General features: G+C 74.5%; 10 protein-coding genes. 7 read left to right on the forward strand and 3 right to left on the reverse strand.

The annotated features are described in order from the left end of the window. Positions 1–27 precede the first annotated feature (27 nt). The 5 genes from malQ to OG580_RS02850 are packed head-to-tail and all read left to right on the forward strand — an operon-like array spanning position 28 to position 5,691. Positions 28–2,130, forward strand: coding sequence for a 4-alpha-glucanotransferase (gene malQ, locus OG580_RS02830; RefSeq protein ID WP_267042043.1), 2,103 nt, complete (start codon positions 28–30; stop codon positions 2,128–2,130). Beyond that, entirely contained in the window at positions 2,108–3,319 is a 1,212-nt protein-coding gene (locus tag OG580_RS02835; RefSeq protein ID WP_267042044.1) for a sedoheptulose 7-phosphate cyclase, read from the forward strand. Before malQ ends, OG580_RS02835 begins: the two co-directional genes overlap by 23 nt. After that, positions 3,316–3,684 carry a cupin domain-containing protein gene (locus tag OG580_RS02840; protein ID WP_267042045.1) on the forward strand — a complete coding sequence of 123 codons (369 nt, stop codon included), beginning with the start codon at positions 3,316–3,318 and terminating at the stop codon, positions 3,682–3,684. The genes OG580_RS02835 and OG580_RS02840 overlap by 4 nt, the downstream gene beginning before the upstream one ends. After that, a complete protein-coding gene (locus tag OG580_RS02845) occupies positions 3,665–4,750 on the forward strand; it encodes an ROK family protein (RefSeq protein WP_267042046.1) in 1,086 nt (361 codons plus the stop codon). The genes OG580_RS02840 and OG580_RS02845 overlap by 20 nt, the downstream gene beginning before the upstream one ends. Beyond that, complete coding sequence (locus OG580_RS02850) at positions 4,747–5,691, forward strand: sugar nucleotide-binding protein (protein ID WP_267042047.1); 945 nt, start codon at positions 4,747–4,749, stop codon at positions 5,689–5,691. Before OG580_RS02845 ends, OG580_RS02850 begins: the two co-directional genes overlap by 4 nt. A gap of 7 nt (positions 5,692–5,698) precedes the next feature. Here OG580_RS02850 and OG580_RS02855 read toward each other — a convergent pair whose 3' ends face one another. The 3 genes from OG580_RS02855 to OG580_RS02865 are packed head-to-tail and all read right to left on the reverse strand — an operon-like array spanning position 5,699 to position 8,696. Further along, complete coding sequence (locus OG580_RS02855; RefSeq protein ID WP_267042048.1) at positions 5,699–6,541, reverse strand: ABC transporter ATP-binding protein; 843 nt, start codon at positions 6,539–6,541, stop codon at positions 5,699–5,701. Beyond that, complete coding sequence (locus OG580_RS02860; protein ID WP_267042049.1) at positions 6,538–7,638, reverse strand: iron chelate uptake ABC transporter family permease subunit; 1,101 nt, start codon at positions 7,636–7,638, stop codon at positions 6,538–6,540. Before OG580_RS02860 ends, OG580_RS02855 begins: the two co-directional genes overlap by 4 nt. Continuing rightward, the gene (locus OG580_RS02865) at positions 7,635–8,696 is read right to left on the reverse strand and encodes an iron ABC transporter permease (protein ID WP_267042050.1); all 1,062 of its coding nucleotides are present in this window, start codon (positions 8,694–8,696) and stop codon (positions 7,635–7,637) included. Before OG580_RS02865 ends, OG580_RS02860 begins: the two co-directional genes overlap by 4 nt. Positions 8,697–8,894: 198 nt before the next feature. Between OG580_RS02865 and OG580_RS02870 the strand changes: the two genes are divergently transcribed. Both OG580_RS02870 and OG580_RS02875 read left to right on the forward strand, forming a co-directional pair. Continuing rightward, the gene (locus OG580_RS02870) at positions 8,895–10,631 is read left to right on the forward strand and encodes an ABC transporter ATP-binding protein (RefSeq protein WP_267042051.1); all 1,737 of its coding nucleotides are present in this window, start codon (positions 8,895–8,897) and stop codon (positions 10,629–10,631) included. Between the two features lie 41 nt (positions 10,632–10,672). Further along, the gene (locus tag OG580_RS02875; protein ID WP_267042052.1) at positions 10,673–12,529 is read left to right on the forward strand and encodes an ABC transporter ATP-binding protein; all 1,857 of its coding nucleotides are present in this window, start codon (positions 10,673–10,675) and stop codon (positions 12,527–12,529) included. Positions 12,530–12,544 lie beyond the last annotated feature (15 nt).

Consider the following 12,544-nt stretch of genomic DNA (forward strand, 5'->3'; position numbering starts at 1 on the left):
GGAGATCCCGTGGGGACCGGACGTCCCGTGAGCGCCGACGGAGGGCGCCCCGGCAGCGATCCCCTGGACCGTCTCGCCGCCGCGCTCGGCGTGGCGGCGGAGTACCGCACCGACCGGGGGCGGCAGGTCGCCGTTCCCCGGGACACCCTCGTCGCCGTGCTCGCCTCCTTCGGCGTCGACGCCTCGACCCCGGCCGCGGCCGAGGCCGCGCTCGCGGCGCACGGGGCGGCGCGGGCCGCGCGGCTCGTCCCGCCGTGCGTCGTGGTGAAGGGGCCGGGCGGCCCCCGCCCCGCCTTGCCGGACGGCGCCCGGGCCGAGGTGGTCTGCGCCGACGGCCGCGTACGGGCGTACGAGGGGCCCCTGCCCGTGGGGCGCCACACCCTGACCGTCGAGCGGGCGGGCCTGCGGGATGCCGCGGTCCTGCTCGTCGCACCGGAGCGACTGGCCCCGGCACCGTACTCCTGGGGCTTCCTCGCCCAGTCGTACTTCCTGCTCTCCCGCAGGTCCTGGGGCATGGGCGACCTCGGTGACCTCACCGACCTCGTCTCCTGGGCCGGCCGGGACCTGGGTGCGGACTTCGTCCAGCTCGGGCCGCTGCACGCGATGGAGCCCGGCCCGCTGCCGGACCCGTCTCCGTACCGGCCGAGCAGCCGCCGCTTCCCCGACCCGATGCACGTGCGCGTCGAGGCCGTACCCGAGTTCGCGTACCTGCCCGACGAGCCGCGCCGACGGGTCCGGGAGCTCGCGGCCCGGGCCGCGGCCCTCAACGCGTCCGTACTGAGCGGGGACGCGCTGATCCGGCGCGAGGAGGTGCGGGAGCTGAAGCACCGCGCCCTGCGCGAGGTGTACGAGGTGCCGCGCGGCCCCGGCCGGGAGGCGGCCTTCGCCGCGTACGTCGCCCGGGAGGGCTCCGACCTCACCGACTTCGCGACGTGGTGCGCCCTCGCCGACGTGCGCGGCCCGTCCTGGCGGTCCTGGCCGGCGGCGCTGCGCGATCCCCGGTCGGCCGCCGTGGCCGAGGCCCGCCATGTGCTGTCCGGTGAAGTGGACTTCCACCGGTGGCTGGCCTGGATCACCGACGAGCAGCTCGCAGGTGCGCAGCGGGCGGCCCGTGAGGCGGGGATGCCGATCGGGCTCGTCCACGACCTGGCGGTGGGCGTGGCCCCCGAGGGGGCCGACGCCTGGGCGCTCCGGCACTGCCTCGCCGAGGGCATGTCGGTGGGCGCTCCGCCCGACGACTTCAACCCGCTGGGGCAGGACTGGGGGCAGCCGCCGTGGCGCCCGGACGCGCTGGCCGCCGAGGGCTACCGGCCGTTCGCCGCGCTGCTGCGGGCGGGGCTGCGGCACGCGGGCGCCCTCCGGGTCGACCACGTGATGGGGCTCTTCCGCCTCTGGTGGGTGCCGGAGGGACGGCCGCCCTCGGAGGGGACGTACGTCCGCTACGACGGCGACGCGATGCTCGCGGTCCTCACCGCGGAGGCCGAGGCCGCCGGGGCGTTCGTCATCGGCGAGGACCTGGGGACGGTCGAACCCCGCGTGCGCGCGGAGTTGGCCGCCCGGAACATCGTCGGGACCGCCGTGCAGCGCTTCGAGTACGAGGGCGGCTCCGAGGGCAGACTCGGCCCCCTGCCGCCGGAGCGGTGGCGGGAGAACTGCATGGCCACGCTGACCACGCACGACCTGCCGAGCACGGCGGCGTGGCTGAGCGGCGAGCACGTCGACCTGCGGGCCTCGCTGGGGCTGCTGACGCGTCCGGAGGAGGCGGAGAAGGCCGAGGCAGCCGAGGAACGCGACGGCTGGATGGCCGAGTTGGAGCGTCTGGGGCTGCTTCCCGACCCCGCAGGCGAGGTCGCGGCGCTGCACACGTACCTCTGTCTCACCCCGGCGCGGATGATCGGCGTCTGGCTCCCGGACGTGACGGGAGACCGCCGGCCGCAGAACCTTCCGGGCACCGCGGCGGTGCACCCCAACTGGTGCCTGCCGATGTCCGACGAGCGCGGCCGCCCGGTCTCCGTCGAGGAGCTGACCGGCGCGCCGCTCGTCCACCACCTGGCCCGGACCTTCGGGAAACGGTCGGAAGCACACCGAGTGACTATCGAGGAGAGACATGGCAAGCCTGGTTCTTGCTGACGACGTCGTCGACGCGCGACTTTCGGGTGTACGGGAGGACGCCGACGGTTTCAGCCTGCTCGCACCGGACGGCACGGGGTACCGGGCGGATCTCGTCCCCGGGGTGCTCTCGCCCGCCAATCCGGCGCTGGCGCACGCGATCGGCGGACGGCGCGTCGTCGCGTTCGTCGGGCCGACGGTCGGCCGCCTCTACGGGGAGGCGCTGCGCGCCTACCTGGAGGCGACCCTGACACCGGGGTCGTGGACGGTCCACACCATCGACACCGGGGAGAAGAACAAGACCCTGGCGACGGCGGAGCGGGCCTGCGCGCTGGCCAAGGCCGCGGGACTCGACCGCCACGGCGTCATGCTGGCCCTGGGCGGCGGCATCGTCTCCGACGTCGTGGGCTTCGCCGCCTCCATGTACGCGCGGGGCATCCGGTACGTCCGGATCAACACGACCCTGGTGGGGCAGGTGGACGTGGGTGTCGGGGTGAAGACGGGCGTCAACGCCCTGCGGACGAAGAACATGTTCGGCGCCTACCACCCGGCGCACGCCTCGCTGAGCGATCCCGCGTTCCTCGGCACGCTGCCGGTGCGCGAGATCCGCTGCGGCCTCGCGGAGATCGTGAAGATGGCCGTGATCCTCGACGAGGAGCTGTTCGGCGCCCTGGAGCGGTATCCGGACGCGTTCCGGCCGGGTGGCGTGCCCACGCCGCCGGAGGTGGAGACGTACGTCCTGCGGACCTCGATGCGGCTGATGATGGAGGAGCTCTGCCCGAACCTGCGGGAGAAGCAGCTCGCCCGTCTCGTGGACTTCGGCCACACGTTCAGCCCGGTGATCGAGACGGCCGGCGACCACCGCCTGGAGCACGGGGAGGCCGTCGCCGTCGACATGGCGCTCTCGGCGTGCCTCGCCCTGCGCCTCGGTCTGGTCGACGAGGACGCCTGCGACCGGATCATCGGACTGCTGACCCGCATCGGGCTGCCCGTCTTCGACGAGGCCACGTGCACACCGGAGTTGATGGCCCGCGCGCTGGACGAGTCGTGGGAGCGGCGCGGCCGCAGGCTCCATCTGGTGGTTCCGACCGCCGTCGGCAAGGCGACGTTCGTCGACGACCTCGCGGACGTCCCGCGCGAGGTGCTGCACCGCGCGCTCGACGACCTGGCGCTGCGGGCCCGCCGCGCGGGGGAAGGGGTGCGGCCGTGACCGCCGGCATCGTCAACCTCCGTGCGCTCCTGGCGCCGAAGCCGCACGACCACGGCGGCGAGGGAACCATCCTCGCGCACCGTGTCTTCGCGAGGGGCGGGGGGACCGGGGCCGAGTTCATCGACCTGGCCGTGCTGCCCCCGGGCACGTCGATCGGGCGCCACCGGCACGGCCACGACCACGAGACGTACGTGGTCCTCGGCGGCAGCGGCGTCATGTACCGCGACGGTGAGGAGTTCCGCGTCGGCGCGGGGGACGTCGTCGTGAACGCACCGTTCGGCGAGCACGGTCTGCGCAACGACTCCGACGCCGATCTCACGCTGCTCGTCTTCGAGGAGGCCGGTCATGACGACCCCGACAGCTGACGTCACCGTCATGGACGTCGGGGGGACGACGCTGCGCGTGGGCTCCTTCGACACCTCGGCCACGGGCGGTCTTCACGGTGTTCGGCGGACGCGTGTGGACGGCATGGTCGCGCATCCGGGGGACTCCGTGGCCGGGATCCAGCGGCGCGTGGTCGAGCAGATCGTGCGCGAGGCGGAACGGCAGCACGACACGGGCGCCGGCTCCGGTCCCGGTCGCGCGCTCGGTATCGCCTTCGCCGGGCCGGTCGGCCGCGACGGCACCGTCCTCGGCGCGCCCACGGTGTGGGGCGAGGGCGGTGCGCCGCTGCCGCTCCAGGAGATCCTGAGCGCCCGGCTCTCCGTACCCGTGGTCGTCGTCAACGACCTCACGGCGGCGGCCTGGCGGTACGCCACGGCCGAGCCCGCGCCCTTCTGTCTGCTGACCGTCAGCTCCGGCATCGGGAACAAGGTGTTCCGCGACGGGGACGTGCTCCTCGACGCCGAGGGCCACGGCGGCGAGCTCGGCCACTGGACGTACGACCGCTCGCCCGACGCCCCCCTGTGCGACTGCGGCGGGCGCGGGCACCTGGGGGCGATCGCCTCCGGACGCGGGGTCCTCGCCGCGGTGAAGCGGGCGGCCGCGGCCGATCCCCTCGGGTACGCGGGCTCGTCGCCGGCCCGGGCCGGTACGACCGACCCGGGGAGCCTCACCAACCCGGAGGTCGCTGCGGCCGTCCGGAGCGGCGACCCGTTCGTCACCGCCGTCCTCCGCTCGACCCTCGTCCCTCTCGCCGCCGCCGTCTGCGCGGTGTTCGCCTCGATCGGGGTCCGCCGCTACGTCCTCATGGGCGGCTTCGCCCTGGCCGTCGGCGCGCGCTACCGCGAGCTGCTCGTGGAGGAGCTGGTCGGGCAGGGCTGCTTCGGGCTGACGGCGGCCCAGGTCGACGCGATGGTGGTGCTGGGCGCGGAGGACGACGACCACGGCCTCATCGGCATGGGCCGGCTGGTGGCCCGCCGACTCGGAGAGCACGGCGGGCCCAGGGAGCACGAAGAACACGGACGTACGGAGAGGGTGACCGTCCCATGACACGAGAAGCAGAAGGTTCCGCTTCCCGCCCCGTCCTCGTCGTCGGCAGCGGGTTCGTCGGCACGGAGATCGCCCGCCGCCTCGCCGCCGAAAACCGGCCCGTGACCCTCGCCTCCCGGGGGCGGCCGACGGCCGATCCCGGGGCGTACGGCGCCCGGTGGACCGCGCTGGACGCCACCGACCCGGCGGCGTGCGCGCGCGTGGTGGCGGCCGTCGCGCCCCGGGCGGTCGTCCTGGTCCACGGCCCGTCCGACGTCACCTGGTGCGAGTCCCATCCCGAGGAGGCCGCAGCCGCGCACGCGGCGGCGACCGCGAACTTCGCCGCCGTGCCGGGCCTGGACCGCGTGGTCATGATCTCGACGGACAACGTGTTCGACGGGGCGTCGCCGCACAACGTCGAGACCACCCCCGTCTCCCCCGCGAACGCGTACGGTACGGCCAAACGGCAGGCCGAACGGCTGCTGCTGGACCGGGCGGCCTCCCCGGCGACGGTCCTCCGCGTCAGCCTCGTCTACGGCCACGAGCCGGCCGGCCACGAGAAGTGGCTGAACTTCTTCTCGGCCTGCGCGCACCGGCTGGCGCAGGGCGAGCCGGTCGAGGCCCCGGACGACCAGTGGACCACCCCGGTCCTCGTGGACGACGTGGCCGCGGTGACGTCGACGCTCCTGCGCCACCCCGGCGCCCTCCCCCCGCTGCTCCACCTCGGCGGACCCGAGCGCGTCTCCCGCGCGGAGTGGGCCCGGGTGATCGCCGACGCCCTGGGTGCGCCACGGGGCCTCGTGACGGCGGTGCCCCGGGCCTCGGGCCGCTACGCGTCGAGACCGGAGAACACCTGCCTGGCCAGCACCCTCCTCGGCTCCGTACCGGGGATGACGGAGACGCCCCTGCACGACGTGAGATCGGCGGCCGAGGCGCTGGCCGCCCTGTTCCCCCGGGGGTGAGGCGCGCTCAGGGCGTCGGGGCGAGCGCGGTGGCGGGCGCGTACCGCTTGGGTGCCGCCGGCACCATCAGGGGCGTGCCCGTCTCCGGGTCGTCGATGATGCGGCAAGGGAGGCCGAACACGTCCTCGACCAGCTCGGCGGTCATGACGGTCGACGGGTCGCCCTCGGCCGCGATCACGCCACCGGGCCGCATCACGACGAGGTGTGTGGCGTAGCGGCAGGCCTGGTTGAGGTCGTGGAGGACCGCCACGATCGTGTGGCCCTCGCGGGCGTGGAGCTCGGCGCACAGGTCGAGGACCTCGACCTGGTGCGCGATGTCCAGGAAGGTCGTCGGCTCGTCGAGGAGCAGGATCGAGGTCTGCTGCGCCAGGACCATGGACAGCCAGACGCGCTGGCGCTGGCCGCCGGACAGGTCGTCGACGGGACGGTCGGCGAGTTCGAGGACGCCGGTCTGCCGCATCGCCTCGACCACGGCCGTCTCGTCGTCGGCGGACCACTGCTTCAGCAGGCCCTGGTGCGGGTACCGGCCGCGGGCGACGAGGTCGCCGACGGTGATGCCACCGGGCGCGGTGGAGGACTGCGGGAGGAGTCCCAGGCGGCGGGCGACCTCGCGGGACCGGTACGAGGCGATGGCGCGGCCGTCGAGGAGGACCTGTCCGGCGCGGGGCTTGAGCATCCGGGCGAGGGCCGTGAGCAGGGTGGACTTGCCGCAGGCGTTCGGGCCGATGATGACGGTGAACGAGTGGTCGGGGATGCCGACGGTGAGGTCGGTCGCCACCGTCCGCTGGTCGTAGGAGAGGGTCAGGTTCTCGGCGCGCAGGCGGGGGGCCGGACGGTTCGTTGCTGTCATGCGCGGCTCTTTCGCGACTCGGAGACCAGTAGCCAGATGAGGTAGAGCCCGCCGACGCAGCCGGTCGCCGTGCCCACGGGCAGGAGCGCGGGGGCGAAGAGGCGCTGCACGGCGAGGTCGCTCAGGGCGAGCATGACCGCGCCCATGAGGGCGGACGGCAGCAGGGCGGGCCCGGACGAGCGGGTCAGCTTGCGGGCCACCTGGGGCGCGGCCAGGGCGACGAACCAGATGGGGCCGGTGACGGCGGTGGCGAACGCGGCGAGGGCGACGCTGATGACGAGGAGGACGGTGCGGGTGCGTGTCACGTCGACGCCGAGGGCCATGGCGGTGGTGTCGCCCATCTCGACCATGGAGAGCCGGCGGGACAGGAGGAAGGCGAGCGGCAGCAGGACGGCGACGGCGAGGCCGATGGCGTTCGCGTGCGTCCAGAGCCGGTTGCCCAGGCTGCCGATCAGCCAGGCCTGGGCTTCCAGGGCCTCCTGGAAGGTCGCCCGGGTGATCAGGTACGAGGTGACGGCGAGGAGCAGGGCGCTGACGCCGATGCCGACGACGACGAGCCGGAAGCCCTGGATGCCGCGGCCGAGCATGAGGAGGTGCACGGCGAGGGCCGTGGCGAGGCCGCCGATCAGCGCGCCGAGCGCGATCTGGGTCATGCTGCCGTGCAGGACGACGATGACGACGAGCGCGCCCACCGCGGAGCCGTTGGTGAAGCCGATGATGTCGGGGCTGCCGAGGGGGTTGCCGGTGATGCTCTGCAGGATGGCGCCGCTGACGGCGAGTGCGGCGCCGACGCACAGGGCGGTCACCAGCCGGGGCATGCGCAGGGTGTTGACGACGAAGTCGGCGATGCCGGAGTCGTTGCCGGTGAGCGCCCGGAGGACGTCCGGGACCGAGAGGTCGAAGTCGCCGGTGGTCAGGGTGACGCCCATGACGGCGACGAGCGCGGCGAGGAGGGCCGCGGTGACGGCGACGGTCCGGCCCCGTACGAGCACGGAGACGGCCCCCGCGCGCGTACGGACGACCCGGCCGGTCACGACGCGGGGCGGGGCCGGGGCGGGGCCGGGTGCGGAGGCCTTCGCCTCCCGTACGGGCGTCACAGCATGACCAGCTTTCGGCGGCGGCACAGGGCGATGAAGAGAGGGGCGCCGACGAAGGCGGTGACGATGCCGACCTGCACCTCGCCGGGGGCGCCGAGGACCCGGCCGAGGACGTCGGAGCCGAGGAGGAGGACGGGGGCGATGAGCATCGAGTACGCGAACACCCACCGCTGGTCGGGGCCGACGACGAAGCGGGCGACGTGCGGTACGGCGAGCCCCACGAAGCCGATGGGTCCCGCGGCGGCGGTCGCGGCGCCGCACAGCAGCATCACGGCGATGGCACCGAGGGCGCGGGTCCTGCCGACGTTCACGCCGAGGGCGCGTCCCATCTGGTCGCCCATGGCCAGGGCGTTGAGCGAGGGCGCGAGGACGAGGGCGACGACCAGACCGACGGCGATGAAGGGCAGGGCCATCAGGACGACGTCGTAGTAGCGGCCCGCGAGGGAGCCCACCGTCCAGAAGCGGAACTGGTCGAAGGCCTCCGGGTCGAGCAGCAGGATCGCCCAGTTGAAGGCGTACAGCACGGCGGTCACGGCGGCGCCGGCGACGACGAGCCGCTCGGGCGAGGCGAGTTTCCGGCCGGAGGAGCCGAGCAGGTAGACCCCGACGGACGCGGCGGCGGCGCCGGCGAGGGCGAACCACACGTAGCCGAGGGGGGCCGCGACGCCGAAGAAGGCGATGGCCACGACCACGCCGGCGGAGGCGCCGAGGTTGACGCCGAGCATGCCGGGGTCGGCGAGCGGGTTGCGCGTCAGGGCCTGCATCAGGGCGCCGGCGAGGCCGAGCGCCGTGCCGACGAGGATGCCGAGGAGCGTCCGGGGGATGCGGTAGTCATGGATGATCACCGACGTCTCCGACCCGTCGGGATTCCACAGGACGTCCCAGGTGGCGGTGAAGGGGATGCCCCGTGTGCCGACCCAGACGCTCAGGAGGGAGACGAGGACCAGTGCCGCGAGGCCGATCAGCAGTCCGAGGCTCCGGAGTGTCGTGCCGGTGCGGCCCGAGGGGGGCGCGGCGTCGACGGCCTTCCCGACGTGTTCGCGGGATTCGACGGACAACGACAGCTCTCCTGACGGCAGTTGACGCGTGGGGCGAGCCCCGCGACGCACGGACTGACGGGTCGATACTTAGGTGAGGCTAACCGAAGGCGAACGGCCGGTCAACGCGCACCGCGACCCGGCCCCGACCGCCCCGGACGGCCGCCGGGTGAGAGTAGGCTTACCTAACCATTCGCTACCTCTACGTGGAGGAGTCACATGCCAACGGGCGGACCGACAGGGGCGCTTGTCCTCAGTCGAGCGATCAGAGGGCAACGCCGCCGCGTCGTCGCGGCGTCCGTGCTCGGCATGACCCACCAAGGCTGTGAGGCCCTCGTCCCGGTGGTCATCGGCGTCATCATCGACACGGCGGTGGCCACCGGCTCCACCGAAGCCCTGCTACGCCGGCTTCTCGTCCTCGCGGCCCTCTTCCTCGTCCTCTCCACCTGTTACCGCACGAGCGCCCGGATCACCGAGGGCACGGGGGAACACGCCGCCCACCGGCTCCGGATGGAGCTCGCCGCGCGTGTCCTCGACCCCCGGGGCGGCACCGAGGCGAACCGGCTCCCCGGCGCCCTGACCAGCATCGCCACCAACGACGCCCGCCGGGTGGGCTCGGTGGCCACCGTCATCTCGTACGGCGTCTCGGCGGTCGCCGCCCTCGTGATCAGCGCCGTCGCACTGCTGAGGATCTCCGTACCGCTCGGCCTCCTCGTCCTCCTCGGGATCCCGCCGCTGCTGTGGCTCGGACACCGCATCAGCCGTCCCCTCGAACGGCGCAGCGAGACCGAGCAGGAGCACGCCGCCCACGCCTCGGGCGTCGCCGCCGACCTCGTGTCGGGCCTGCGCGTCCTCAAGGGCATGGGCGCGGAGTCGGCGGCCGTCGCCCGCTACCGCACCACGAGCCAGGACTCGCTCGCCGCCGCCCTGCGCGCGGCCCGCAGCCGGGCCGGGCACGAGGGCGCGATCCTCGCGCTGACGGGCGTCTTCATCGCGGTGATCGGCATCGTGGGCGCGTACCTCGCCATGGACGGCAGCATCAGCGTCGGCGAACTCGTGGCGGCCGTGGGCCTCGCGCAGTTCCTGCTCGGACCGTTCCAGCTCCTCACCTACGTCAACGCCGAGCTGGCCCAGGGGCGGGCCTCGGCCCGCCGGATCGCCGAGGTGCTGGCCTCGCCCGTCACCGTCGAGGGCGGGCAGGACGCCCCGGCCGAGCCGGTCGCAGGGCACCTCGCCCTGCGCGGGGTGTCGCTCGGCGCGCTGCGCGGCGTCGACCTCGACCTGCCGGCCGGCGGTCTGACCGGCATCGTCACCAGGGACCCGGCGGCCGCCGCCGACCTGCTGCTCTGTCTGGCCCGGGAGAAGGACCCCGCCGAGGGCACGGTCGAGCTCGACGGCGCGCCCCTGACGGGGCTCGACCCCGACGCGCTGCGCCGGGCGGTCCTCGTCGCCCACCACGACGCGGACCTGTTCGAAAGCACCCTCATCGACAACGTCCGGGCCGGCGCGGGAGCCGACGCCCCCCGTGACGGCGACGGCGACGGCCCTCCCGGCGAGACCGCCGCGGTCGAGCGTGCCCTCCGGGCCTCGGCCGCCGACGATGTCGCCCAACTGCTCCCGGACGGCGTGGACACCCTCCTCGCCGAACGCGGCAGGTCACTCTCTGGCGGCCAGCGCCAGCGCGTGGCGCTCGCCCGGGCTCTCGCCACCGACCGGCCCGTGCTCGTCCTGCACGACCCGACCACCGCCGTCGACACCGTCACCGAGTCGCGGATCGCGAGCCGCCTGCGCGAGGTCCGCCGGGGCCGCACGACGATCCTGGTGACCACCAGCCCCGCACTCCTCGCGGTGACCGACCGGGTCGTGGTCCTGGAGGACGGCGCCGTCCGGAGCGACGGCCACCACAACGACCTCCTCGCCGCCGACGAGTCGTACCGCGCGACGGTGCTGGCATGACGTCCGACGAGGGACCCCGTACGAGGGAGACGGAACAGACCATGAGCGGAACCCGCCCGGAGCGCGCGCTCCTGCCGACCGCCACCGGCGCCGAGTCCATGGCGGCGCTCCGCACCATGCTCCACGGCCACCGGCTCCTGGCCGTGTCCGCCGTCGCCGTCCTGGTCGCCGGCACCGCCGTCGGCCTGCTGACCGCGCCCCTCCTCGGTCACATCGTCGACCTGGTGGTGGACCGGAGGGGCGCCGGGGCCCTGACGGTGCCGCTCGTCCTGCTCATCGTCGTCGCGGTGGTCCGCGGCGCGGCGACCGCCCTGGGCGGCACCCTCGTCGCCCGGCTCGGCGAGACCGTACTCGCCGCCCTGCGCGAGCAGTTCGTCGAGCGGGCGCTGCGGCTGCCGCTGGAGCGCGTCGAGGCGGCCGGTTCCGGCGACCTCGTCTCCCGGGTGACGAGCGACGTGACGATGATCGCGAAGTCGGTGCGCCAGGCCCTGCCCGAGTTCAGCCGCTCCGCGCTCACCATCGTGCTCACCTTCGCCGGACTCGCCGTCCTCGACTGGCGGTTCCTGCTCGCGGCGCTCCTCGCCGCGCCGGTCCAGGTGTTCTCCGTCCGCTGGTACATGCGCCGCTCCTCCCCCGTGTACGGGGAACACCGCATCGCCACCGGAGCGTTGCAGCACCAGCTCCTGGACAGCGTCGGCGGTGCGCGGACCGTACGCGCCTTCCGGCTCGGCGCCCCGCACACCGGTCTCCTGGAGCGGCGGTCGGAGGCGGCGCGCGACCTCGGACTGCGGGGCATCCACCTCGTCACGGGCTTCTTCTCCCGGTTGAACCTCGCCGAGTTCATCGGCCTGGCCGCGGTGCTGGCCACCGGCTTCGTCCTGGTCGACGGCGGCTCGGCGAGCATCGGTACGGCCACGGCGGCCGCGCTGTACTTCCACAGCCTCTTCAACCCGATCAACGCGACGCTGTACCTCCTGGACGACGCGCAGTCCGCGGGCGCGAGCTTCGCCCGCCTGGTGGGGGTCTCGGCCCTCCCGGTGGAGGCCGCGCCGCAGGGGGCGGACGCCCCCGTGGACGGTTCGGTCACGGTGTCGGCGCTCAGCCACGCGTACGGCAACGGGGCTCCGGTGCTGCACGGGATCGACCTCGTCGTGCGCAGCGGCGAGCGGGTGGCGCTGGTCGGCGCGAGCGGGGCCGGCAAGACGACCCTCGCCAAGGTCATCGCCGGGGTCCACGAGCCGGCCTCGGGGTCGATCACGCTCGGCGGGGTCCCCGTCGGGAAGCTGGGCCCGGCCGGGGTACGGCGTGCGGTGGCCCTCATCAGCCAGGAGGTCCACGTCTTCGCCGGGCCGCTCGCCGAGGACCTGCGCCTCGCCCGGCCCGACGCCGATGACGAGCGGCTGCGCGCGGCCCTGGACCGGGTGGGCGCCCTGGAGTGGGCCGAGGCGCTGCCCGAGGGCCTGGCCACGGTCGTCGGGGAGGGCGGGCACCGGCTGACGGTGACGCAGGCGCAGCATCTCGCGCTGGCCCGGCTGGTCCTCGCCGACCCGCCCATCGCCATCCTCGACGAGGCGACGGCCGACGCGGGCAGCGCGGGCGCGCGCGTCCTCGAGGACGCGGCGGCGCGAGCCCTTGAGGGCCGTACGGGGCTGATGGTCGCCCACCGTCTCCCGCAGGCCGCGACCGCCGACCGCGTCGTCGTCCTGGACCAGGGCCGTGTCGTGGAGAACGGCACCCACGAGGAGCTGATCGCCGCGGGCGGCCGGTACGCCGATCTGTGGGCGGCGTGGTCCGACAGCCGACGGCAGCCGGTGGAGACGGACGCGGCACGGGAGCCCGCGGAAACGGTGCCGAGGCCGGCCACCGACTCGGACACCCCGGTCGCACCGTCCCGCTGAGGGACGGCACGAAGG

It is taken from the genome of Streptomyces sp. NBC_00094 (assembly GCF_026343125.1).
Lineage (GTDB): Bacteria > Actinomycetota > Actinomycetes > Streptomycetales > Streptomycetaceae > Streptomyces.

Coding starts and splice junctions, on each gene's coding strand:
- OG580_RS02845 (WP_267042046.1), top strand. CDS start 3,665: ATGACGACCCCGACAGCTGACGTCACCGTCATGGACGTCGGGGGGACG.
- OG580_RS02875 (WP_267042052.1), top strand. CDS start 10,673: ATGAGCGGAACCCGCCCGGAGCGCGCGCTCCTGCCGACCGCCACCGGC.
- OG580_RS02850 (WP_267042047.1), top strand. CDS start 4,747: ATGACACGAGAAGCAGAAGGTTCCGCTTCCCGCCCCGTCCTCGTCGTC.
- OG580_RS02835 (WP_267042044.1), top strand. CDS start 2,108: ATGGCAAGCCTGGTTCTTGCTGACGACGTCGTCGACGCGCGACTTTCG.
- OG580_RS02870 (WP_267042051.1), top strand. CDS start 8,895: ATGCCAACGGGCGGACCGACAGGGGCGCTTGTCCTCAGTCGAGCGATC.
- OG580_RS02855 (WP_267042048.1), bottom strand. CDS start 6,541: ATGACAGCAACGAACCGTCCGGCCCCCCGCCTGCGCGCCGAGAACCTG.